The following is a 23,661-nucleotide window of genomic DNA, read 5'->3' on the forward strand; positions in this document are numbered from 1 at the left end:
TCAAAAATATCAAACCGTTCCACGCTGAGCCTGTCGAAGCGCCGCGCGAGGTTTCGACCCTTCGACAAACTCAGGACCGGCAGGACACTCCCATGAACCTTTCCCGATTTTTCATCGACCGCCCGATCTTCGCGGGTGTGCTGTCGGTGCTCATCTTCCTCTCGGGCCTGATGGCCATGCGTGCGTTGCCTATCTCGGAATACCCCGAGGTGGTGCCGCCCTCGATCGTGGTGCGCGCGCAGTATCCGGGCGCCAGCCCCAAGGTGATCGCCGAAACCGTGGCCACGCCGCTGGAAGAATCCATCAACGGCGTGGAGGGCATGCTTTACATGGGCAGCCAGGCCACGACCGACGGCGTGATGACGCTCACCGTCACTTTCAAGCTCGGCACCGATCCCGACAAGGCGCAGCAGCTGGTGCAAAACCGCGTCTCACAGGCCGAACCGCGCCTGCCCGAGGAAGTGCGCCGGCTCGGCGTGACCTCCGTGAAGAGCTCGCCCGACATCACCATGGTCGTGCACATGGTCTCGCCTAATGGCCGCTACGACATCGACTATCTGCGCAACTACGCGGTGCTCAACGTGAAGGACCAGCTCGCGCGCATCCAGGGCGTGGGACAGGTGCAGATCTTTGGCGGCGGCGACTATTCGATGCGTGCCTGGCTAGACCCCCAGAAAGTAGCCCAGCGAGGCCTTTCCGCCAGCGACGTGGTGGCTGCCATCCGTGGCCAGAACGTGCAGGCCGCCGCGGGTGTGATCGGCGCCTCGCCTGGTTTGCCCGGTGTGGACATGCAGCTTTCGCTGAATGCGCAGGGGCGCCTGACCAGCACCGAGGAGTTTGGCGACATCATCGTGAAGACGGGCGCGGATGGCGCCGTGACGCGGCTGCGCGACGTGGCCCGGCTGGAGCTGGGCGCGGCGGACTACTCGCTGCGCTCGCTGCTCAACAATGAGCCCGCGGTGGGCATGGGGGTGTTCCAGGCCCCTGGTTCGAACGCGCTCGAGATCTCCGGGAACGTGCGCAAGGCCATGGCCGAGCTGCAGAAGAACATGCCTGAAGGCGTGGAATACCGTATCGCCTACGATCCGACGCAGTTCGTGCAGGCCTCCATCGATTCAGTGGTGCACACGCTGCTCGAGGCGGTGGCGCTGGTGGTGATCGTCGTGATCCTGTTCCTGCAGACCTGGCGCGCCTCCATCATTCCGCTGCTGGCGGTGCCGGTGTCGGTGGTCGGCACGTTCGCGGTGCTCCACCTGCTTGGCTTCTCGATCAATGCATTGAGCCTGTTCGGGCTGGTGCTGGCCATCGGTATCGTGGTGGATGACGCCATCGTGGTGGTCGAGAACGTGGAGCGCAACATCGAGACTGGTTTGAGTCCGCGCGAGGCCACCTATCAGGCCATGCGTGAAGTTTCAGGCCCCATCATCGCGATTGCGCTGGTGTTGGTGGCCGTGTTCGTGCCGCTGGCTTTCATTAGCGGCCTGACGGGCCAGTTCTACCGCCAGTTCGCGGTGACCATCGCGATCTCCACGGTCATCTCGGCCATCAACTCGCTCACTCTGTCGCCCGCGCTGAGCGCCCTATTGCTCAAGGGCCACCATGAGCCCAAGGACGCGCTCACACGGGGCATGGACCGTGTGCTGGGCGGGTTCTTCCGCCGCTTCAACAGCCTGTTCCATCGCGGCTCTGAAGCGTACAGCGGTGGCGTGCGCCGCGTCATCGGCCGCAAGGCGGGAACGATGGCGGTCTACCTGGCCCTTGTGGGGGCGACCTGGGGCCTGTTCCACCTGGTGCCGGGCGGCTTCGTTCCGATGCAGGACAAGCAATACCTCATCGGCTTCGCGCAACTGCCCGACGGCGCGACGCTGGACCGGACCGATGATGTGATCCGCCGCATGGGCGAAATCGTCAAGAAGAACCCGAACGTGGAGGACGCGATCGCCTTTCCCGGCTTGTCGATCAACGGCTTCACCAACAGTTCGAACTCGGGCATCGTCTTCGTGACGCTCAAGCCCTTTGCCGAGCGCACGCGCGCGGAACAAAGCGGTGCGGCCGTGGCGGGGCAGCTCAATCAGGCCTTCGGCCAAATACAGGACGCCTTCATTGCCATGTTCCCCCCTCCGCCGGTGGCCGGCCTGGGCACCACGGGCGGCTTCAAGCTGCAGATCGAGGACCGCGCATCGCTCGGCTATGAGGCCATGGATGCGGCCGTGAAGGCCTTCATGGCCAAGGCTTATCAGACGCCCGAACTCGCCGGCCTGTTCACGAGCTGGCAGGTCAATGTGCCGCAGCTCTATGCCGACATCGACCGCACCAAGGCGCGCCAGCTTGGCGTGCCGGTGACCGACATCTTCGAGACGCTGCAGATCTATCTGGGGAGCCTCTATGCGAACGATTTCAACAAGTTTGGCCGGACCTACAGCGTACGCGTGCAGGCCGATGCGGCTTTCCGCGCGAAGCCGGAGGACGTGGCGCAGCTCAAGGTGCGCTCATCTACAGGCGAGATGGTGCCGCTTTCGGCGCTCATGAAGATCGAGCCGAGCTTTGGCCCGGAACGCGCCATGCGCTACAACGGCTTCCTCACGGCCGACGTGAATGGCGGCCCCGCGCCGGGTTTCTCGTCCGGCCAGGCACGCGAGGCGGTGGAACGTATCGCGGCCCAGACGCTGCCTCAGGGCATCGGCTTCGAATGGACCGAGCTGACCTATCAGGAAATCCTCGCGGGCAATTCCGCCATGCTGATGTTCCCGCTTGCCATCCTGCTGGTGTTCCTGGTGCTGGCCGCCCAATATGAAAGCCTGACCCTGCCGCTGGCGATCGTGCTCATCGTGCCCGTGGGCTTGATGGCTGCCATGACGGGCGTATGGCTCTCACACGGCGACAACAACGTGTTCACCCAGATCGGGCTCATCGTGCTGGTGGGGCTGTCGGCCAAGAACGCCATTCTGATCGTCGAGTTTGCCCGCGAGCTGGAGTTGGCGGGGCGCTCGCCGGTGCAAGCCGCCATCGAAGCCAGCCGCTTGCGCCTGCGCCCGATCCTCATGACCTCGATGGCCTTCATCATGGGCGTGCTGCCGCTGGTGCTTTCCACGGGGGCCGGCGCGGAAATGCGCAGCGCCATGGGGGTGGCGGTGTTCGCCGGAATGATTGGCGTGACCGCCTTCGGCCTGTTCCTCACGCCGGTGTTCTACGTGCTGCTCAGAAAGCTCGCGGGCAATCGGCCGCTCCAACACCACGGTCAGCATGTGCAACCCATCGTACCGGCTAGCGGCACGGGTATGGCCTCTGCGAAGCCGGTGCTGGCCGCGCCGCGCGGACACGACGAATGAACGTGTGTTGGCAAGGCGTTGAAATGTCAGCGGCGGTTCGTTCGGGACTTTGCTCCCTCTCCCTCCCCCGTTGGGGGAGGGCTGGGGTGGGGGCTTTCACGGCGTTTGATCTGAATGGCTTTCCGTTAGTCATCCGAGGTCGGAGGCCGGGATTGCCCCGGCGGTGCAGTCACCTTCTTTTGCGTCGCCAAAAGAAGGTAACCCAAGAAAAGGCGACCCCACTTGCCGTGTCCCTGCGCTGCGCTACGGGCAACCTGCGGTGCTCAATCGAGGGGTGGTGCTGCAGAACTCGCTTTGTTCACTTCGTTCACGCCGCTCAAACAGCTGCAGCAAGTCAGAGCACGAAGCAAGGGCATCTTGCAGTGCCCTTGCCCACCCCTCGCTCTGCGCTCCTCGGCACGGCCAGAGGGGACCCGCGGTTCGGGCCATTGCTTCGCTCGGCCTGCGGATCGCCAGATTCCGGCTTGCGCCGGAATGGTGAGTTGATCGAAAAGTATCTCGTGCCTATTAGGAGCATTTACATGAACACGATGAAGAACACATGGCATCGCCTGGTGTTGACGCCGCTGACGGCGGCCCTGTTTCTGGCCGGCTGCGCCACCGCCCTGCCGCCTGCCCAGCCGAATGCGGGCGTGCGGATTCCGGCTGAATTCAGCACGCCGCAAGACAAGGCCTCCTGGACCACCGCGGCCCCTGCAGAGGCCCAGCCGCGCGGCGAATGGTGGCGCGCCTTCTCGGATGCGGAGCTTACCGCGCTTGTCGAGCGCGCCGCCGCGGCCAACACTGATGTGCAGATCGCCGCCGCGCGCCTGGCGGAAGCGCGGGCGCTGCTGCGCTCTACCGATGCCGAACGGATGCCGCAAGTGGGTGCATCGGCGGGTGCCGCGCGTCAGGCAGGTCTGAACACCGCCAATGGCACGCAGCCGGCGACACTGGTCACGGCCGGGTTGAACCTATCCTACGAGGTCGACCTATTCGGCCGGCTCTCGAATGCCAGCGAAGCCGCCCGACAAGACGCCGAAGCCCGCGCCGCGCTGCTGCAAAGCACGCGTTTGCTGGTACAGGCCGATGTGGCACAAACCTATCTGCAACTGCGCTCGCTACAGACCGAGCAGCAACTGGTGCGGCAAAGCCTGGCGGCTTACCGTGACACGCTGAGACTCATCGAACGCCGTTACCGTGCGGGGGATGCGGCGGAGCTGGACGTGGTGCGCATGCAGAGCGAGGTAGCCACCACGGAGTCCGAAGCGCTCGCATTGGAGCGCCAGCGGACCACGCTCACGCATGCGTTGGCCGTCCTGGTGGGCGACGTGGCCACCGGCTTCACGCTGCCCGCGCAGGCCGGGGAGATCGCGCTGCCCGTGATCCCCGCGGGTGTCCCGGGCACCGTGCTTGCGCGCAGGCCTGACGTGTCCGCTGCCCAGGCCAGCGTGCAGGCCGCGCAGGCGCGCGTGGGCGTGGCGCAGGCCGCCTGGTTCCCGGCCATCACGCTGACGGGTAGTGGCGGCTTTGCGTCGCCCGATCTGGGCGATCTTTTCAAGTGGTCGGCCCGCTCCTGGGGCCTGGGCGCGCTGCTGTCGCTTCCCATCTTCGATGGCGGCCGGCGTGCCGCCCAGGAAGAAGGGGCCAGGGCGCAGCTGGAAGCTGCCGTGGCCCAGCAACGCGGTCAGGTGCTGGCGGCCTTCCGCGACGTGGAAGACCAGCTCAGCGCGCTGCGGCTGCTGCAGGGTCAGGCCGAGGCATTGAGCCAGGCCGTGCAGTCCGCCGAGCGTGCCACGCACCTGTCGGACGTCCGCTACCGCAACGGCCTGGTGAGCCAGCTTGAACTGCTCGACGCACGCCGCAACGAGCTGCGCAACCGGCGGCAAGCGCTGCAGGTTCGCACCGCACAGTACACGGCCACCGTGGCGCTGATCCGTGCGCTGGGCGGGGGATGGGAGAGCGGGGTACAGGCGGGTTGAAACCTGCAGCCACCGTATCCCTGGACATACAACCGCCACTTCTTTTGACCGCGTATCTCGTTTTAATGTCGCTTCTGTAGCAAAGCGCGATCAAAGCCCGTATGCTCAACGGGATCGCATACATTTTGTAGACAATGAGCACTGGAGCCAAAGCCACTTCCAAATCGGCCTCACCCGTCAAGGGGCCGCGTGCGGCAGCGTCCAGGAAAAACACGGCGGGGGAGAGCAATCTGACCGACAGGGCCTATCTCGTGGTCAGGCGCCTGATTCTGGAGCGCGAGCTGACGGGTGGCGAGGTCCTTGTCGAGGGGCGGCTCGCCGAGCGCCTGGACATGTCGCGCACGCCCTTGCGCGAAGCGCTCCTGCGGCTTGAAGGAGAGGGGCTACTGGTGCGGGCCAATGCGCGTTCCTATGCGGTGCGCCGCATGACGGCATCGCACTACTTCCAATGTTTGCAGGTGCGCGAACGGCTGGAGTCACAAGCGGTGGCGCTGGCCATGGGGCGCATTCCGGCCGAAGACATCCAGCGGTTGCGTACGGCGATTGTTGCCCTTGATTCGACCCAGCAAGGCTCCAGCCACTGGCAGATCGACGATCAGGTCCACGGCATGTTCGCGCGCGCCTCCGGCAACGAGATGCTGGCAGAGACCATCTCGCACCTTCGCATGCTGTGCCGTCTTTTCGAGGTCGTTGATCCCTTTGCGCGGATCGAGGATGACCGCGGGGAACATCTGGCCATTCTGGATGCCTACGCCGCAGGGGATGCCAAAGCGGCCGAAGAGGCGGTAGTGTCTCATCTGCGCCATCTGGCCCGCTATACGCTCTCGCGTTTGAGCCACGGTTTGGTGAGCGAGATCTGAAACGATTCCCCGCTGGGACCGCCAAGCTCCAGCTTGGCATTCGGGGTATCTGCACACGCTGCGTGCCAAGCTGGAGCTTGGCGGTCCCAGGAAGAGGGACGGAAGGCGCGGGCCTCAGTGCCGCAGGATCTTGCCGACAAACTCGCGTGTGCGCGCCTGAGTGGGCGCATCGAAGATCTGTTGGGCGCTGCCCATCTCCACCACGTGGCCGCCATCCATGAACACCACCTTGCTGGAGACCTCGCGCACGAAGCCCATTTCATGCGAGACGATGAACATCGTCATGCCGTCGGCCGCAAGCATCCTCACGGTGTCGAGCACTTCGTTGACCAGTTCGGGATCAAGCGCGGCGGTGACTTCATCCAGCAGCACGATGCCAGGCTGCAGCGCCAGGGCGCGGGCTATGGCCACGCGCTGCTGCTGCCCGCCTGAAAGCTGGTCGGGGTAGGACTTGAGTTTGGCGCCCATGCCCACTTTCTCGAGCAGGCGGATGGCGTAGTCCTCCACCTCCTTGCGCGGCCGGCCCTTGACTTTGACGGGCGCCACGGTCACGTTGTCCAGCACAGTCATGTTCTGGAACAGGTTGTATTGCTGGAATACGATGGCCATCTGCGAGCGGATGGTGCGCAATTGCGCGCGATTGTTGTAGTCGAGCTTCTGGCCGTCGATGCGCACTTCGCCCTCGATGGGCGGCAGCAGGCCCATCAGCACGCGTAAAAGCGTGCTTTTGCCGGAGCCCGAAGGCCCGATGAGGCTGACGATCTCGCCCTTCTCGACGTTCAGGTTGATGCGCTCCAGCACCGTATGCGTGCCATAGTTGGCCTTGAGGTCAACGATCTCGAGTTGGGGCAAGGCGGGTCTCCAGGTATTTGCCGAAACGGGCGAGCGGATAGGACAGCGCGAAATACAAGGCCAATACGGTGCCGTACACCAGCGCGGCCGAGAAGCCCTTGTTGTTCATGGTCTTGCCGGCAAACGCCAGTTCGACCACGCCGATTTGCGAGGCCAGCGCAGTGTCCTTGATGAAAAGCACGAAGAAACCGAACACGGGCGGCAGGATGATCTTCCAGGCCTGCGGGACGATGACCAGGCGCAGCGTTTGCCAATAGCTGAAATTGAGCGTGGCGGCAGCATCCCATTGGTTCTGATGCACGGATTCCAGCCCGCTGCGCACAATCTCCGCGATGAAGGCCGTGGCGATCACGCACACGCTGATGAGCGCCACGGTGAACATGCTCAGATCGGCATTGAGTGCCTGGAAGATGAAGAACGTCAGCATCAGCGTCACCAGGAACGGGATGCGGCGGAACAGCTCGATGAACAGCGCCACCGCCACGCGCAAGGGCGCGGCCGCCGGCCGCTTGATCAACCGGATGGCGGCCAGCGCGAAACCGAGAGAGAAGCCCACCACGCAGCCGATCGCCGACAGCGCGAAGGTCACGCCCAGCGCCTTCGCGAAGAACAGCAGGTTGTAGTAGCTGAAGAAGCGCGGCAGCTCCTCGATGATTTGCCCGAACATCTAGAACCACCTCATCTTGGCGCGGAAGAAGCGCTTGCCCACGAACGCGAGCGACAGCGTGGCGATCAAGGTGATCACGATATAGAACACGGCCGCCACCGAAAAGACCTCGATGGACCGGAAGGTTTCGGCGTTGATGTTGTAGGCGCGTCCGGTGAGTTCCTCGACTCCGAAGACGGCGGCCATCGAGGTGCCCAGCGTCATCAGGATGTACTGATTGGAAAGCGGCGGAAACAGCACGCGGATGATGTGTGGCAGGATCACGTAGCGGATGGTCTGCAGGCGCGAGAAACCCAGCGTTTCGGCGGCTTCGAGTTCGGGGCGGCGCACCGTTTCGAAGCCGGCGCGCTGTATTTCAGTCAGGTATGCACCAGCATTGAGCGTCATGCCGATGAGCACGGCCTGATACGGCGAGAGCAGAATGCCGGCGTCTGGCAGCGCAAAGAAGATGAAGAAGATCTGGATCAGCTGTGGCGTGTTGGTGAAGAAAGCCACATAGACGCCTACGAGCCAGCGGGCCCAGCGCGGACCATAGGCGCGCACGGAAGCGCCAGCCAGGCCGATCAGCATGCCCATGGCAAAGGCCAGGAACGCGATCTGCAGGCTGAGCCAGGCGCCCGCCGCCAAATAGGGCAGACGCTCCAGCACCGGGGTGAAATCAATTTGCATGGTGGATGATGGAACGGCGCGGCGCCGCCCGCTTGCGCGGGATGACGCGGCGCCGGAAGCCCTGCTTACTTGTAGCCAGGCGCGGTGCGCGGATCATGCAGCATGGGGCCGCCGAACCACTTTGCCCAGCGCTCGTCGACATAGCCGTTGGCGTGCAACTGCTTGATCGCGCCGCTGAGTTTTTCACGCAGGGCGTCATTGCCCTTTTGCACACCGATGGCACAGAAGTAGACCTCGATGGGCGCGTCGACGATGCGCCAGTCGATCTTGTGCTTGCGCGTGTGCTCGGTCATGAAGTCCATCACGTCGATCATCGCGTCGGCGCGGCCTTGGGCGATGGCGCGCACGGCATCAGGGTAGTTGTCCAGCAGCAGCAACTGCGCCTTGGGCAGCTTCTCCTGCACCAGCTTCACGGGCGTGGCGCCGCGCACCTCGACCAGTTTCACGGCCGGGTCGTTGAGCTCCATCCAGTTCTTGTAGGGCTTGGACTTGGTGGTCAGCACGCCCAGTACCTCGGTGTGCACCGGAACGGTGAAGTCGATCACTTTCTGGCGCTCGGGCGTGATCGTCATGGCGCCCAACACGGCGTCGATCTTGCCGCTGCTCACGAAAGGAATGCGGTCGGGCGAGCCGACCTGCACGATTTCTGTCTTCAGTCCCAGCACTTCACCGATCTTGCGGGCGACTTCGACGTCAAAGCCGTCGATTTCGTTCTTGTCATTGAAGATGCCCAGCGGCGGCAGCGTCGGGTTGACGCCGAACACGATTTTCTTGCTGGCCATGATCTCGTCGAGCGTGCGTGCCGACGCGCCTGCCGGCAGGCCCAGCAAAGTGGTTCCGAGCATGGCCGAGGCGGCCAGCAGCACGTGACGACGGTTGGCATTCCTGATGGGCTTCATAAGAGGTGGCTCCTGGGTGTTGAAGGGATAGGCGGCAGCCCGCACGGGCTGCTCGCGCACTCTGGGGAGAAGTCGCAAGATGCATGCCAGTTCCTGACGGTGCATGCAAAAAATATAACATATATATATTGAATGTATACAATAAAATTGCGATGATCCGATCAGGCATATCCCTTGCTTCTGGTTCTGTCGCAAGCCTTGATTCGCATGTCCCCATCCCAAACGCACACTCCCTCTCATTCACTGCGCAGCGACGCCGCCGTCCATCGCGGCCCGCCATTGCGGTTTCTCATGGATGGCCTGAGCATCGAGGCCTTCGCGGGCGAAAGTGTGGCGGCCGCGTTGCTGGCGGCAGGCCGGCGCGAGATCAGGCAAAGCCCGCGCGCGGGAGCGCCGCGTGGTGCGTTCTGCTTCATGGGTTCCTGCCAGGAATGCCTGGTATGGGTGGGCGCGCGCAAGCTGCCTTCGTGCCAGGTGCCGGTGAGCGAAGGGCTCGTCGTGGAATCGCTCGCTTGGCGCGAAGGCCGCCGCGAGGAGCAGAGCGTGGAAAGCCGGCGCGAGCGCAGCGCCGGGCCGCCCCAAGCAAGCTCAGCCCCCTCGGGGGGCGGCGGCGACACGAAGTGCAGAGCGTGGGGGCCTCATGACTTCTGACTTATTGATCATCGGGGCAGGGCCGGCCGGCGCCCGTGCGGCGCTGCGTGCCAAGGCCTGTGGTCTGTCGGTCCTGTTGGTCGACGAAAACCCTGACGCTGGCGGGCAGGTATGGCGCCCGTTGCCGAACACTTTCTCGCGCCGCACTGACGCGCCCGCATCGGCGGAAGCGCAGGACGGCGACGCGCTTCGCCGAGAGCTCCGGCAGGCCGGCATCGAGTGCCGGTTCGGCCACAAAGTCTGGAACATCGGATCAGATCTGCGCACCGATGTCATCGGACCCGAAGGCTCGGTGAGCTGGAGGCCGAAGGCTGTGCTGGTGGCGACCGGCACCACGGAGCGCGTGGTGCCTTTTCCGGGTTGGACATTGCCCGGCGTCATCGGCTTGGCGGCCGCTACCATCCTGCTGAAATCGCAGAACCTGCTGCCAGGCCGTCGTACCGTGGTGGCCGGCAGCGGTCCGTTGCTGCTGGCGGTGGCCAATGGCATTCTCAAGGCGGGCGGGGAAGTGGCCGCTGTGGTGGACCTGGCCAGCCGGGGCGAATGGGTGGGCACCCTGCCATCGCTTCTCGGGCGCCCCGATCTTGTTCGGCAGGGCGCCGCGTGGCAATGGAAGCTCCGCGCGGCGGGTGTGCCGGTGTATTACCGCCATGCCATCCGTTCGGCATCGCAGGTGGACGAGGGCTTCGCGATCCGGATCGGCCGGGTCGATGCGGCCGGCGCACCCGTGGAGGCGCCCTTGGTCGAGCTGTACGCCGATGCGGTGGCTGTCGGCAACGGACTGGTGCCCGGAACGGACGTCACCCGTCTGCTGCGCGCGCGCCATCGTTTCGAGGGCCGACTGGGTGGCTGGATCGCGCGGTCGGATGAGGGCGGCCGCACCAGCGTGCCGGGGCTCTACATTGCGGGTGACGGCGCCGGCATTGCCGGTGCGGCGGCAGCGGGTGCGCACGGTGAAATCGCGGCGCTGGCCTGTGCACTCGATCTGGGTACGATCGACCAGGTGGCGTATGTTCGTGAGCGGGCGCCGCTCGTGGCGCAATGGACGCGCAGTGCCCGCTTCGGGCGTGCCATGGCGGGCCTGATGGCTTTGCGCGGCGGCTCGGTGGAGGGCATTGCGCCGGAGACCATCGTGTGCCGCTGCGAGGACGTGACCCGTGCCGAGATCGATGCGGCGGTGCGGGACGGCGCCAGGGATGTCAATCAGCTCAAGGCCTGGACGCGCTGTGGAATGGGCCCATGCCAGGGCCGCACTTGCGGCGATGTGGCGGGAGCCCTGGTGGCCCTGCAGGCCGGCAGCCGCGAAGCAGCCGGATGTTTCACGGGCCGGGCGCCGCTGCGGCCGGTGTCGCTGGCGGAGGTGGCGGGCCCCTATACCTATGCGGATATTCCGATTCCGAAGGCGGCACCGCTATGAGCAGCTTTTCCAACCAGCCTTCACAACCGTGGGATGCCGTGGTCATCGGCGGAGGCGTCATGGGCTGCTCCACCGCGCTGCACCTGGCCCAGGGCGGCATGCGCGTCGCGCTCGTCGATCGCGGTCCGCTGTGCCGGGAGGCCTCTGGCGTGAATGCCGGCACCCTCACGCTGCACATGACACGCGCGGCGCTCATTCCTTATGCGATGCGCGCCTGGCAGATGTGGATGGATGCCGAGCGCTGGCTGGGAATGGGGGTGCTTGCCACCCACGTTCCCGGCCTTACGCTGGCTTTCACTGAGGCAGAGTGTGAACTGGTCGAGCTCCGTGCCAAGGCGCGCCGCGAGTACGGCGCTCCCATCGAGGTGATTTCGCCGCAACGGGCCCGGGAGATCGAGCCCGGCCTGCCCCTTCCCTGCTCAAGGCGGGCTACTGTGAAATCGATGGCTTTGCCAGCGCTTATCTCACGGGGCGCGCGTTCCGCCATGCGCTCACGCTGGCAGGTGTGCAGATTCTGGAAAACGCCCCCGTGGAGGCCATCGATTCCGGCGATGGCGGGCACGTGGTGCGAATGGCGGGCCGCACCGGACTCGCGCCTTTGCGCACGCGCCGGGTGGTGCTGGCGGGTGGCGTCTGGATCGAGAACATGCTTGCCATGATGGGCGTGCAGATCCCGATCAAGGTGCTGATCAACCAGTTGGTGGTGACCGAGCGCATCCGCCCGGTCATGCGGACCGTGCTCAGCGTGGCCAATGGCCTCCTGTCGCTCAAGCAGTTTGCCAATGGCACCGTGCTGATCGGCGGCGGTTGGCAGGGCGACGGTGATCGCGAGCGCGGGGGCGTCGAGGCGCGCCCGCAGAACCTCGTGGGCAACATGCGCCTGGCCGCCTATGCCGTGCCGGCCTTGGCGGAGGCGCGTGTCGCACGCATCTGGCTGGGCCTGGAGGCCGAGACGGCCGATGCCATGCCCATCATCGGCGACGTACCGGGCGTGCCGCACGCGTGGGTCGTCGGCAGCGCGCACTCCGGCTACACCAGCGGCCCCTTCATGGGACGCATCCTGGCGCAGCACATGCTGAGCCAGGAGCCCGATCTTCCCTTGTTCGACCCTGCGCGCCTGATGGGCATGCCCATGCCTGGCGCCTGATTTTCCTTCCTGAAACGAATGCTTCCCCAACGTCCTTCCCCCTTCAACGGCATCTACGCCGCCACGCTGTGCCCGCTGCATCCCGATGGCCGAATCGACGAGCAGACGCTGGCGCGCCATCTGGAGGCCAATGCCTTCGTGCCTGGCATGACGGGCCTGCTCATCAACGGCCACGCGGGCGAGAACTTCAGTCTGTCGCGGGAGGAAAAACTCCGTGTGACACAGATCGCGGCGGAGGTGTGCGGCCATCACTCCGTTCTGGTGTGCGGGATCAACGCCGAAGACAGCCATGAGGCGCAGCGCCACGTGGACGACGCCAAGGCGGCCGGCGCTGACGCGGTGCTGCTGTTCCCTCCATTCTCATGGGCGCTCTCGCAGGACACGCGGATGGCGGTCACCCACCATACGGTGGCCAACGCCAACGCGCAGATGCCGCTGATGCTCTACCAGGCCGGCGTGAATGCCGGCACCATGGCCTACAGACCGGAGGTGCTGGCGGAACTGGCGCAACTGCCGCACGTGGTGGGTGTCAAGGAGGGAAGCTGGGAGGCCGCCGCCTACGAGGCCCATCTGCGCCTCGTCAAGCGCGTGGCTCCCCACGTCGCCATGATGGCTTCGGGCGACGAGCACTTGTTCACCTGCTTCGCGGTGGGCAGCGAAGGAAGCCTGGTCAGTCTGGCGGTTGTGGTGCCTGAATTGGTGATCGAGCTGGACGCCGCCATCCGTGCCAAGGATCTCGACAGGGCCCGCGCGCTCAATGACCGGATCTATCCGCTGGCCAAGGCCGTCTACGGCACCGCACCGGGCGGCTGGGCCACGGCACGCCTGAAGACCTGCCTGAAGCTGCTGGGCCGGATTCCCCACGACACCATGCGGCTGCCCATAGGCCCACTGCCTCGGGCCGAGGTGGCCAGCCTCGAACGCGCTCTGGCCGATGCCGGCGTGCACGCCTGACCCCAAATTCAAGGAAAACCATGTCACGCAAAATCATCCGCAACGGCCGCATCGTCACCGCCATCGACGACTATGTGGCGGATATCCTGATCGAAGACGGCCAGATCGTGGCCATCGGCCGCAACCTGTCCGTGGGCAGCGACACCGAATCGATTGACGCCAGCGGGCTCGTGGTGCTCCCCGGCGGCGTGGATTGCCACACGCATATGGACAACACCTTCGGTGACTCGACCACCTGTGACAGCTTCGAGTCCGGGACGCGCTCGGCGGCGTTCGGCGGCACCACTACCATCGTCGATTTCGCTTTCCAGCGGCACGGTGTCGGCGTTCTAGAAGCCATCGAGCGCGCCCAGGCCAAAGGCAGCGAAGGCGCTTGCATCGACTACGGTTTCCATGTGATCGTCACCTCGGTCGACCAGCAGACACTGGCAGACATGCAGCATGCGATCCGCCATGAGGGCGTGTCCAGCTTCAAGATGTTCATGGCCTATCCGGGCTCGGTGATGGTGGACGACGCGGCCATCTTCCAGGCCATGCGCATGGTCGGCCAGCATGGCGGGATGATCGCGCTGCACGCCGAGAACGGCACCATCATCGAGCTGCTGATCAAGGAGGCCCTGGAGCAGGGCCATACCGCGCCGAAGTACCACGCGCTGACCCGTCCGGCCATCATGGAAGGAGAGGCCACCCATCGGGGCATCAAGCTGGCGGAACTGGCCCAGGCGCCGGTGTACTTCGTCCACCTGTCCGCCAAGGAAGCGCTCAAGCACGTGGTCGAAGCGCGTGACATGGGGATACCCGTATTCGCCGAGACCTGCCCCCACTACCTGTTCTTCGATGAAAGCGTGTACGACAGCGAGGACTTCGACCTGGCGCGCTACGTGATGAGTCCTCCGCTTCGCTCCAAGGAGGCACAGGATGCGCTGTGGACCGCTCTGCGGACCGACGATCTTCAACTGGTTTCCACTGACCACTGTCCTTTCTGCATGAAGGAGGGGCATCTGGGCAGAGTGAACCAGAAGCCCTATGGCCGGAATGATTTCTCCAAGATCCCCAATGGCATTCCGGGTGTCGAGACGCGCCTGACCACCATCCATGACGGGGGGTAAGGGCGGGACGCATCTCACTCAATCGCATGGTGGAGCTCACGGCCACGGCCCCGGCCAAGCTCTTTGGGCTCTATCCGCGCAAGGGCACCATTGCCGTGGGCAGCGATGCCGATGTGGTGCTCTTCGATGCCGGCCGCTCGCATGTGATCAGCGCTGCCAACCAGCACGGCAATTGCGATTTCACCTTGTTCGAGGGCCGGGAGGTCACCGGCACGGTGCGCAAGGTTTTCCTGCGCGGGGAACTCATCGTCGATGGCGACCAGTGGCTGGGGCGCACCGGGGCCGGGCAGTACGTGGCGCGCGGCGAATCGGGCGGCTGGTGAGAAAGTCCGAAGATGCCGTTGTACGACTACACCTGCGAAAGCTGCGGCCGCTTCAGCGCGGCGCGGCCGGTGCGGGAGTTTGACGCGCCGGCTCCATGCCCTGGTTGTGGGGTACTTGCACCGCGTGCGCTGACGGCGCCGGCCGTCCTGGGCCGTACGGCGCGGCAGCAGCGCGCGCCCGATGACGCCGGCTACCGGCGGTTGCAGCACGCTGCAGGTTGCGGGTGTTGCCGGACTTCAAGCTCGCCTTAGATCACATAACTCTCATAGGTGGCCGGATGGAAGATTTCCTCCACCGAGAGCTGCCGCGCCGAGAGCCCCTGGGAAAAATGGTGCCTCAGGAAGGTTTCGATAGTGGCCCTGTTGCGGGCGACGCCGTAAGACCAATAGTCCTCGCCCATGGTGTCGCGCGCGGCCTTGAGCTGCTCTTCCACGAAGGGCAGGGTCACCTTGGTGGCAGAGGTGTCGGACAGCGCTTCCAGGGCGGCGGCCTTCGATTGCGAAAACGCCTTGAACACCGCGCCCGGCAGCCAGGGCTGAGCCTCCGCCAGGCTTTTGCGCACACCTACCACGTGCATGATCGGGAAGACCCCGGTCCGGCGGTAGTAGTCCTTGGCCACGGATGTTGGGTCGTCGAACAGCCAGCCGATGTTCGGGTTCGCCAGCACGTGGGCGCTGGGCGGCCTGGGGGCCATGAACGCATCGACCTCGCCCCGGTCGAGCATCTCGGAGATCGTGGTGTCCGCCGGCGCGGATTCCAGCTTCACGCCCGGCGGGAGCTCCAGCGCGATCTTTTCGGGCCGTCCCGGTGTTTCGATGCCACCGCGCACCCAGGTCACGTCTTCGGGCCGCACGCCGTAGTCGTCCTGCAGGAAACCGCGTGCCCAGACGTTGGCGCTCAACTGGTACTCGGGCAGCCCGATGCGCTTGCCCTTGAGGTCTTCGGGCTTCTTGATCCGGTCCTTGCGCACATAGATCGATGTGTGCCGGAACGCCCGCGAAAGAAACACCGGCACCGCGATGTACGGGCAATCGCCTTTCGCAGTCTTGACGGTATAGCTCGAGAACGACAACTCGCAGATGTCGAACTCCTGGTTGCGCATCGCGCGGAAGAACATCTCTTCCGGATAGAGCGTCATGTAGGCGGGATCCACGCCGTCGATCTGAACGCGGCCGTCCAGGAGTGCGCGCGTACGGTCATAGTCGCCCATGGCGACTGAAAGTCGGAGTTTGCTCATTGCGATTCCACTGAATAGGACGGTTCCATTTCCGAAGGGTGCTCAGATCCCTCCAGCCACATGTAGCGGACTTCATGCGCCCGCCAATCGACCGTCTTGGGGATGACGGCCTGGTAGGCGCATACAGACGCTGGAATGGCGTTCTCGCCGGTACCGATGGCCGGCTGGCCGGCATCGACCGCTCGCACGGCTTCGAGCATCTGCTTGCGGAATTCCACGACCGCCAGATCGCTCGCACCGAGCCGGTCGTTTGTGCGGTCGGCGATCGGCCCCATGGTCAGCCACATCGCTACGTCCTGATTCGGAAATCCCGTGATCCCGGTGAAGTTGCCTGCCTTCATGGCCTGCCGGTCCTGCCAGAAGCGGTTGCCCTCGGTGCGCAGCGGGTGGTAGTGTTCATCGAGGTCGATGCCCACCGTCTGGCGCAGGAAGGCGCGCCAGGTCGCGGTTTCCGGCGTCTTGCTGGGGTGCCCCCAGGCCATGAAATAGAAGGCTGTGTGGACATCGTCAAGCGGAACGTTGACGTTGGCCACGTTGTACAGATTGTTCGGCGGGATGAGTACCGAGAAGGGGGCGACGAAGACCGTGGACCGGATGTATTCGTGCGTGGCCGCATCCTTGATGGGGCGCCGGATGGCCGCATAGCGGAACCCGTAGCCGCCGCGCTGCACCTGCATGCGCGGCGCCTTGTCCGTCGAGGGCCGGAGCCAGCTGTGGTCGGTGGCTTTGGCGCCCTCGACCCGCGCCGGAACCATGTCTGACGAGTGCAGGCTTGAACTGTGCGCCGAGTCGATGGCGCCTTCGAGAATCTGCGCCCAGTTGCAGGGCAGGATGACCTTGGCGATGGATACGCGGACGTCTGCCGTGGGCGCCCAGGGCGGCGGCACGAACTCGGGAGCGGCATCTGCCGCCCCGAACCAGGCCCAGACGAAGCCGCCCCACTCCTTCACCGGATAGGCCTTGTGCTTGACCTTCTCGGCGAAGCCGCTGCTCGCGGGTTCGGAGACCATTTCGAGTACGTTGCCGGAGGTGTCCATCTTCCAGCCGTGATAAAGGCAGCGCAGACCGCCTTCCTCATTGCGCCCGTACACGAGCGACACGCGGCGGTGCGGGCACTTTTCATCGAGCACGCCCACCTTGCCATCCGAATCGCGAAACACCACGAGGTCTTCGCCATACACACGCGCCTTCACTGGCGCACCGTCGGGTTCGCGCACTTCTTCGGTTAGGCACACGGGCGTCCAATGCTGGCGCATCAGCTTGCCCATGGGGGCATCGCCTACCACCCGGCACAGCAGATCATTCTCTGCACTGGTCATCATCGCAAATGTTCTCCGTCTTGAATGCTGGACGGAATTATTATTCGATATCTAAGTATTTGCAAGATGCCAGATGCAGCGGCTGTTCCAGGCGGGGAAGCTAGATCATTTCCGTCATTCCCGCGAAGGCGGGAATCCAGTGCAGCCTTTCTAACGCCCCTGGATTCCCGCCTGCGCGGGAATGACGAGAGAGGAAGACCTCCCTGGATGGCTGGCCCTCGCTCCTACAAGGGGGCGGACCGTCAGGCCGATTCGTCAGCCTCGTCCGCGGCAAGGTTCTCGATCATGCCGAGCAAGGCCTTGCGCACCGTGGCCACGGTGCGCGGGCTCATTCCCTGCACGCTGACGTCGTTCACCTCTTCCGCGAGCGGCACCAGCACGGGCTGGAGGGCGCGGCCCTTGTCGGTGAGGAACACGTGCATGTTCTTGCGGTTGCCGGCCAACTGGCGCCGCTCGATGAGCCCCAGCGCTTCCATGGCCTTGACCGCGCTGAAGGTGGTCGGCTCCATGACGCCGGCCGACTCGCTCAGTTCGCGCTGTGTCTGTCCGTCCTCGATCCACAGAATGCGCAGGAAAGTCCAATGCCCGAAAGACACGCCGTGCTCAGTCAGCCGGGCTTGCAGCGCCTTGGTCTGCATTCTGGCCACATCGCGCACGAGGTGGGCCAGACGGTCTTTCGGAAGTGTTTCTCGCCAGTGGAGAAGAAGGGCTTTGGTGCTGTCGTTGGCGGGCATAGGGGATTCAGGGAGACGCGATCTGATGGCATAGAGGCGCATCTCGCCCGCTGGCGTCGGATGCCAGCATCGCCAAGCAGACCTCCAGGGTTGCAAGCGACCATTGTCCATCATGCAGCGGCGGGTGCCCTTCGCGGCCTGCGCGCCATACCTCGTCGATCACCTCGGCGCGCGGAACGGCGGGCAGGGGCGCGGCCAGGAGTTGCGTTCCGCTGGCGTCGATGACCTCCACCCCTGAGGGCGTGAGCCGCAGGTCGGCGTGTTCGCAACTGACGATCACCGGCCCGAAATGCTGGAAGGCTGCAGGCAGAGTGGGCGCGGGAAGCGTGAAGGCGCTGCCGCCGAAATTGCGTTCGGCCTTGAGCGCGACCTCGGCCGCTTCATCCGTGGCCTTGCGAAGGCGCGCGCGCGTCTGTTGGTGGGCGTCGGCGGCCTTGGGTGATCCCATTTCGCCGGTGCCATCCATCCAGCGGTCGGAGTCGAAAAAACCATAACCGTTGTAGCTGATCGAGGCGAAAGCGCCTTCCCGGAAACTCAAGAGCGCACTATAGGCGCCCTCTGTCGGCCGTGCCGGATCCCAGCGCCCCAGGCGGGCACGAACCGATTCGACGAGACCGCCGCCCAGCAGGCGGACCATATCGACCTGATGCGCGGCCTGGCTGAACACCACACCGCCGCCCTGTTGCGTATCCAGTTCTTCGGGCCTCCTCGGCCGGTACAGAAAATCGGTGTACTGCAAGGCTTCGATCATGCGGACCTGGCCGTACTGTCCTTCGGCGATCAACTGCCGCGCATGCAGGACGGGGGTATTGAAGCTGTGGCTGTGCCCGACGACAAGCCACACGCCCGCCTTGCGGCAGGCTTGCACCATGCGCAGCCCTTCCTCGAGCGTGATGGACAGCGGCTTTTCAACCAGTACGTGCTTGCCATGCGCGGCCGCCATTTCCACATGGCGCGTATGGAGCTGATGCGGCGTGGCGATGTAGATCCATTCCACGTTTGGGTGGGCGCACAACGCTTCATCGGTGGCGCAAGCTTGGCCGCCGAACACGTTTTCGAACGCGCTCCTGGCGGAGGCCCGAGGGTCGAACGCGGCCACCAACTGGACGCGCTTGTCGCCCAGGAAGGTCGGCAGCATGAGTGTGAACGCGCGCCCCATGCCGAGCACGCCGAAGCGGATGGGTGTAGAGGTGGCAGTCATAGATCCAACGTCAGTTCGGGGGACTTGGCGCGGGACACGCAGATCATGATGTGATCCGTCTTTTCTTCTTCGAGCAGCACCATGTCCCGGTGGTCCGCATCGCCGCCGAGGAGCGCGGTCTTGCAGGAGCCGCAGGTACCGCTTTCGCACGAGCTGGCAGCCTGAACCCCATGCTCGCGCGCCACCTCCAGGATGGAGCGTCCCACGGGCACCTCCAGTGTCAGGCCGGACCGCGCCAGCCGGACGGTAAAAGGCTGGTCATCCGCATGAACTTTGGTGTCGCCGCCAAAGCTCTCGAAATGGACCGTGCTGCCGGGCCAGTGGCCTGTCATGTCGCGCACGGCATCCATGAGGCCGCGAGGGCCGCAACAATAGACGTGCTGGCCCGTCAGTGTCCCCGGCTTTTCGAGCACGGGCCAGAGGTCATACGCGTTGGCGGGATCGCCCCCGTCGTGGTGAATGATCACGTGAGGCTTGAGATCGGAGTTCGCGATGTCATCCAGGAACGCGGTGGTTTCGGCATCGCGTGAGAGGTAGTAGAGCTTGAACTTGCGTTCCCCTTCCGACAGCAGGCTGCGTGCCATGGCCAGCATCGGAGTGATCCCGATGCCGCCTGCCACGAGGATGAAGCTGCGCGCGCGGTCGTCGAGCGCGAACAGGTTCTCGATCTCTCCCACCTGCAGCTGATCGCCCGTCCGCACCTGATCGGCCATGCTCATGGAACCGCCCCTGCCCTGGGCTTCGCGCTTCACGGCAATGACATACCTGTCTTGTTCCTGAGGGTCGTTGCAGAGCGAATACTGGCGTGTGTGGCCCGAGGGTGTCCTGACCTTGATGTGCGCGCCGGGGGTGAAGGCGGGCAGTGGGCCGCCATCGGGATTGCGGAGTTCAAACAACTGGATGCCCTGGGCTGCAGGCTCTGCGCGGGTTACCCGCAGGGGGCGGAAAGTACTGTCTGTGGTCATGGGTCTGGCTGATGGGGCCTCACGGAGTCCATGAGGTTTGTTTGTATTGACAAGCGTCAAGTCTTCAATCAGACTTAATATTAGAAGTCTAAGTATTTTTGTGCAAGTGCTTTTGAACACGCTCTTTGAACGCACGCTCGAGGCTTCAATACAAAAAGGAGATAAACCATGATGAGAATCCATTGGCCTGCGCTCGGGTATGTGTTCGGCGCGTTTGCGGCGCTGGCGTGCATACCTCTGGGGGCGAGCGCGCAAACCTATCCATCGAAGCCGATCAAGTTCATCGTGCCCTATGCGCCGGGAGGTTTGCCCGATACCGTTGCCCGCTGGGTTTCACAGCGGTTGACGGAGCGGCTGGGCCAGAGCGTGGTGGTGGACAACAAACCGGGCGGCAACGGCGTCGTGGCCTATCAGGCGTTGCTGCAGAGCACGCCTTCCGACGGCCATGCGTTCATCGTCTCGGATGGCTCGATGCTGTCGATCACGCCGCAGATCAACAAGAATGCGACCTACCGGATCGGACACGAACTGCTGCCGGTATCGATGATTGCGACTTCGCCGCTCTTCATCGTCGCGCACCCCAAGACGGGCGTCACGAGCTTCAAGGAGTTCGTCGAAGCCGTCAAGGCCAAGCCCAACGAATACGCTTACGGCTCGTCCGGCATCGGAAGCACCCACCACTTGACGATGGAAGCCCTCAAGGCCGCGCTGAATCTGGACGTCCGGCACGTTCCGTTCCGCGGATCAGGCCAGTCGACACCCGCGCTGGTAGGGGGGCAGGTCGACTTTTCAGTAGCGGCCTTGCCGTCGATCGCCGGATTCGTAAAGGCCGGCCAGGTGAAGCTGCTGGCCAGCAACGCGCGGGAGCGCTCCAAGCAGGCGCCGGATGTGCCGGCAGTGGCAGAGACGGTTCCGGGGTTCGATTTCGCCGTGGTAGTGGGCGTGCTAGCGGCCAAGGATACGCCGCAGGCCGCGATAGATCGCATCAGCAAGGAGATTGCCGAAGTGGTGAAAATGCCTGAAGTCATCAAGACTTTCCACGATGCCGTGATCGAACCCGTGGGAGGAAGCCCTGCTGAATACGGCAAGGCGATCGAACGCGAAAATGCAGCCATGGCCAAGGCCGGCAAGGCGGCGCAACTGACGGCTTTCTAACCGCTTTCTGCGCGCGTGTTTATGATCTCAACCAGCACATCCACGCTCAAAGAACATGAATCCCACTGAATCCGATCAACCCCTTGCATGGAGCGACAGGCTCCTGTTGGGGCACAGCCCCATGGACGACACCCACCGTGAGTTCGTGGAAGTGGTCGGGCTTTTGCAGGTGGCGGCTGAGCACGAGTTGGCCGAGCGCCTGGAGAATGTCTTGATCCACCTGGAGCGGCACTTCCGTGAGGAAGATACCTGGATGCGGGACACCAGCTACCCCGCGGCCGATTGCCATGTGGATGAGCATGCGGCCGTTCGGGCTTCCGGCCAGGAGGTGAAAGAGATGCTCGCCAATGGCAATTCAGAGCCATGCAGGCGCTATGCCGATGAATTGGCGAAATGGTTCCCGGGGCACGCGGACTATCTGGATGCACCGCTGGCCCAGTGGCTCTCGCGGAAGCGGTTCGGGGGAACGCCCGTGGTGATCAAGCGGGGCGTGGCTCACGCGGAGTGAGCCTGGAGAGAAGACCGCAACTACCCCCTCCGTCATTCCCACGTAGGCGGGAATGACGAGAGTCATGTTCAGAGGCCCAACTGCCCCTTCATACCTTGCCACGCAGCGGCATTGAGGCGGGCGCTGTTGGTGCTGAGACTGTTCACATCAGGCTTGGTTTCGCGGGCTTGGTAGATCCATTTGCCGTTGGCGCCACCCCAATCGACCTCCGCATACAGCCTGGTGTGGTTCATGATCGACGGCAGCTGATTCGCGAATCGGATCACGCGAGCACCACCGATCGTGCTGATGGTGTAGGTGCCTGTTCTGGCCGCGGCGCAGTTGAATGACGATGTCTGATCGGCGGACAGATCGCACTCATAGTATTGAACCTCGCCGGTTGTCGGGCTGGTCGCGGCGCCGAATGCCACCCGCTGGTTGCGCAGTTCGCTGCTCGTGATTCCCAGGGTCAAAGTACCGCCCGAAGCGGGCAGCTTGACATTGGAAACCGGTTTGGCGGCAATCAGTTGCTCCAGCGTGGTGGCCTCGGCTTGAGGCCGGCCGTCGTTGGCCAGGGCATTGATGTAGATGCTTTGCTGCACTGCCATATTGGTTCGGCGCGTCACGTTGCTGCCTGCAGGAAACTTCGCGCTGCCCAGTGCGCCCAGGAGTGCTGCTGTCGGCTCTGCAGGTGTGCTGAAGTTGGCCGCATCGGTTTTCAGGGCGTTCAGCACATCAGCCATGGCTTGGTTGGCGACGGTCTCCTGGCGGTTGTAGCCAACGCTGACCTCGCCGCCACAATAGGTACTGCGGCTTGGATTGCCCTGGGTTTGTGTGTGGACCACGGTGTCGTTGCAGTAGGTCCAGCCGTCCGGGCCCAGGTAGGCCGTGCCATACAGTTGCTGTGAGGTCAGGGCCACGCCGCCCACCTTGCCTGCACGCGAATCCTTGTAGAGGGAAAGCGTTTCTCCAGCAGGTTTGGCCAGAAAGTCGTTGGTCCGGAAACGATAGTTATCCGGACCGCTGTAGGTGAGCGATCTCAAGGAACCGTCAGATGCGGCGATCGCCGCAGACTGATCCGCCACACTGAGGACGGCGCCGCTGCGCAGCGCTTCGGACACCACGATCGCCATTAGGCGGGTGCTGTCCTGGATGTGGGAGGCATCGGGAACGGCGTCACTCTGGTAGTTGTCAATCCTGGCCCCATCCAAGGCCAGCTGAATAGCTGCATTCTTGCGCGCATCGGCCTCGCTCATGCCGCCTGCGATGCCTTTCTGTACCAACGTGGTCAGCGGATTGATACCGCCGCCGGTGCCGGCAGGGCGGGTCATGACGTAGGCGTTGTCGGTGGCCGGACCCGCGCTGGCGCCGTCCATCACGGCGGAGTCGATGGGCGCGATCAGCGTGGCGGCAGCCAGATCCGCTGCGGAGATCTGAGTGACATCCACCGAGTAGGCGCCATCAGCCCCCGTCTTGGCAGAGACGGGCTCTCCAGCGTCGCAGGCATTGTTCGCATTCAGATCCAGGCAGACCACGGCGTTCTGCAGCGTGCCTATGCGCGCCACGTTGCCTGACAGGATTTTCGGCTCTGGCGTGGGATCAGGCCCAGGGGTGGGGGACGAGCTGTCGTCGCTGCCGCCGCAGGCTGTCAGCGCGAGAACGGCGCTTGCCAGGAGCGAGCAGCGCCAGAGTTTGGTGGAGCGGGTCATGGGGACGGTACCTTT

At 64.3% G+C, this 23,661-nt stretch carries 22 protein-coding genes and 1 pseudogene; 13 read left to right on the plus strand and 10 right to left on the minus strand.

Going from position 1 to position 23,661, the window contains the following annotated elements; genetic code table 11:
* Positions 1-92: 92 nt before the first annotated feature.
* The 3 genes from WJU18_RS00670 (at position 93) to WJU18_RS00680 (ending at position 6,150) form a co-directional block, all read left to right on the plus strand.
* Positions 93-3,329 (plus strand): efflux RND transporter permease subunit, encoded by a 3,237-nt coding sequence (locus WJU18_RS00670; RefSeq protein ID WP_423458259.1) that lies wholly within the window; start codon positions 93-95, stop codon positions 3,327-3,329.
* A 521-nt stretch (positions 3,330-3,850) separates the two neighbouring features.
* Positions 3,851-5,290 carry an efflux transporter outer membrane subunit gene (locus WJU18_RS00675; protein ID WP_423458260.1) on the plus strand — a complete coding sequence of 480 codons (1,440 nt, stop codon included), beginning with the start codon at positions 3,851-3,853 and terminating at the stop codon, positions 5,288-5,290.
* 134 nt (positions 5,291-5,424) lie between these two features.
* Positions 5,425-6,150, plus strand: a complete 726-nt coding sequence (locus tag WJU18_RS00680; protein WP_423458261.1) for a GntR family transcriptional regulator — start codon at positions 5,425-5,427, stop codon at positions 6,148-6,150.
* Positions 6,151-6,264: 114 nt separating this feature from the next.
* Here WJU18_RS00680 and WJU18_RS00685 read toward each other — a convergent pair whose 3' ends face one another.
* The 4 genes from WJU18_RS00685 to WJU18_RS00700 form a co-directional block, all read right to left on the minus strand.
* Complete coding sequence (locus WJU18_RS00685) at positions 6,265-7,002, minus strand: amino acid ABC transporter ATP-binding protein (protein WP_423458262.1); 738 nt, start codon at positions 7,000-7,002, stop codon at positions 6,265-6,267.
* The gene (locus WJU18_RS00690) at positions 6,980-7,669 is read right to left on the minus strand and encodes an amino acid ABC transporter permease (protein ID WP_423458263.1); all 690 of its coding nucleotides are present in this window, start codon (positions 7,667-7,669) and stop codon (positions 6,980-6,982) included. The genes WJU18_RS00685 and WJU18_RS00690 overlap by 23 nt, the downstream gene beginning before the upstream one ends.
* On the minus strand, positions 7,670-8,338 hold the full coding sequence (locus WJU18_RS00695) for an amino acid ABC transporter permease (RefSeq protein WP_423458264.1): 669 nt from the start codon (positions 8,336-8,338) through the stop codon (positions 7,670-7,672).
* 65 nt (positions 8,339-8,403) lie between these two features.
* Complete coding sequence (locus tag WJU18_RS00700; protein ID WP_423458265.1) at positions 8,404-9,237, minus strand: transporter substrate-binding domain-containing protein; 834 nt, start codon at positions 9,235-9,237, stop codon at positions 8,404-8,406.
* Positions 9,238-9,444: 207 nt separating this feature from the next.
* On the opposite strand from WJU18_RS00700, the gene WJU18_RS00705 reads away from it, so the two are divergent.
* From WJU18_RS00705 to WJU18_RS00740, 8 genes and pseudogenes are all read left to right on the plus strand, one after another.
* Positions 9,445-9,888, plus strand: coding sequence for a (2Fe-2S)-binding protein (locus WJU18_RS00705; RefSeq protein WP_423458266.1), 444 nt, complete (start codon positions 9,445-9,447; stop codon positions 9,886-9,888).
* Positions 9,878-11,305 carry an NAD(P)/FAD-dependent oxidoreductase gene (locus tag WJU18_RS00710; protein ID WP_423458267.1) on the plus strand — a complete coding sequence of 476 codons (1,428 nt, stop codon included), beginning with the start codon at positions 9,878-9,880 and terminating at the stop codon, positions 11,303-11,305. The genes WJU18_RS00705 and WJU18_RS00710 overlap by 11 nt, the downstream gene beginning before the upstream one ends.
* 59 nt (positions 11,306-11,364) lie before the next feature.
* Positions 11,365-11,643: pseudogene (locus WJU18_RS00715) on the plus strand (FAD-dependent oxidoreductase); the annotation flags it as partial.
* A 101-nt stretch (positions 11,644-11,744) separates the two neighbouring features.
* Positions 11,745-12,452 (plus strand): NAD(P)/FAD-dependent oxidoreductase, encoded by a 708-nt coding sequence (locus WJU18_RS00720; protein ID WP_423460905.1) that lies wholly within the window; start codon positions 11,745-11,747, stop codon positions 12,450-12,452.
* 18 nt (positions 12,453-12,470) lie between these two features.
* Complete coding sequence (locus WJU18_RS00725) at positions 12,471-13,406, plus strand: dihydrodipicolinate synthase family protein (RefSeq protein WP_423458268.1); 936 nt, start codon at positions 12,471-12,473, stop codon at positions 13,404-13,406.
* Positions 13,407-13,426: 20 nt separating this feature from the next.
* Positions 13,427-14,515 (plus strand): dihydropyrimidinase, encoded by a 1,089-nt coding sequence (gene hydA / locus WJU18_RS00730; RefSeq protein WP_423458269.1) that lies wholly within the window; start codon positions 13,427-13,429, stop codon positions 14,513-14,515.
* Between the two features lie 26 nt (positions 14,516-14,541).
* Complete coding sequence (locus tag WJU18_RS00735; protein WP_423458270.1) at positions 14,542-14,838, plus strand: amidohydrolase family protein; 297 nt, start codon at positions 14,542-14,544, stop codon at positions 14,836-14,838.
* A 12-nt stretch (positions 14,839-14,850) separates the two neighbouring features.
* The gene (locus WJU18_RS00740) at positions 14,851-15,090 is read left to right on the plus strand and encodes an FmdB family zinc ribbon protein (RefSeq protein ID WP_423458271.1); all 240 of its coding nucleotides are present in this window, start codon (positions 14,851-14,853) and stop codon (positions 15,088-15,090) included.
* Here WJU18_RS00740 and WJU18_RS00745 read toward each other — a convergent pair.
* The 5 genes from WJU18_RS00745 to WJU18_RS00765 all read right to left on the minus strand — a co-directional run bounded on the left by WJU18_RS00745 (position 15,087) and on the right by WJU18_RS00765 (position 20,295).
* Complete coding sequence (locus WJU18_RS00745) at positions 15,087-16,076, minus strand: PhnD/SsuA/transferrin family substrate-binding protein (protein WP_423458272.1); 990 nt, start codon at positions 16,074-16,076, stop codon at positions 15,087-15,089. The two genes, WJU18_RS00740 and WJU18_RS00745, sit on opposite strands and share 4 nt — an antisense overlap.
* Positions 16,073-17,398 (minus strand): Rieske 2Fe-2S domain-containing protein, encoded by a 1,326-nt coding sequence (locus WJU18_RS00750; protein ID WP_423458273.1) that lies wholly within the window; start codon positions 17,396-17,398, stop codon positions 16,073-16,075. The genes WJU18_RS00745 and WJU18_RS00750 overlap by 4 nt, the downstream gene beginning before the upstream one ends.
* Positions 17,399-17,637: 239 nt before the next feature.
* Positions 17,638-18,129 (minus strand): MarR family winged helix-turn-helix transcriptional regulator, encoded by a 492-nt coding sequence (locus WJU18_RS00755; protein WP_423458274.1) that lies wholly within the window; start codon positions 18,127-18,129, stop codon positions 17,638-17,640.
* 7 nt (positions 18,130-18,136) lie between these two features.
* On the minus strand, positions 18,137-19,330 hold the full coding sequence (locus tag WJU18_RS00760) for a Gfo/Idh/MocA family oxidoreductase (RefSeq protein ID WP_423458275.1): 1,194 nt from the start codon (positions 19,328-19,330) through the stop codon (positions 18,137-18,139).
* Positions 19,327-20,295 (minus strand): PDR/VanB family oxidoreductase, encoded by a 969-nt coding sequence (locus WJU18_RS00765; protein ID WP_423458276.1) that lies wholly within the window; start codon positions 20,293-20,295, stop codon positions 19,327-19,329. Before WJU18_RS00765 ends, WJU18_RS00760 begins: the two co-directional genes overlap by 4 nt.
* Before the next feature lie 168 nt (positions 20,296-20,463).
* Here WJU18_RS00765 and WJU18_RS00770 point away from each other — a divergent pair, with 168 nt between their 5' ends.
* Entirely contained in the window at positions 20,464-21,450 is a 987-nt protein-coding gene (locus WJU18_RS00770) for a Bug family tripartite tricarboxylate transporter substrate binding protein (protein ID WP_423458277.1), read from the plus strand.
* Positions 21,451-21,505: 55 nt separating this feature from the next.
* Positions 21,506-21,958, plus strand: coding sequence for a bacteriohemerythrin (locus tag WJU18_RS00775; protein WP_423458278.1), 453 nt, complete (start codon positions 21,506-21,508; stop codon positions 21,956-21,958).
* Between the two features lie 68 nt (positions 21,959-22,026).
* Here WJU18_RS00775 and WJU18_RS00780 read toward each other — a convergent pair whose 3' ends face one another.
* Positions 22,027-23,646, minus strand: a complete 1,620-nt coding sequence (locus tag WJU18_RS00780) for a hypothetical protein (RefSeq protein ID WP_423458279.1) — start codon at positions 23,644-23,646, stop codon at positions 22,027-22,029.
* Between the last annotated feature and the right edge of the window lie 15 nt (positions 23,647-23,661).

This window comes from Ottowia sp. VDI28, from assembly GCF_049532675.1.
In the GTDB taxonomy this organism is placed as follows: Bacteria; Pseudomonadota; Gammaproteobacteria; order Burkholderiales; family Burkholderiaceae_C; genus Ottowia.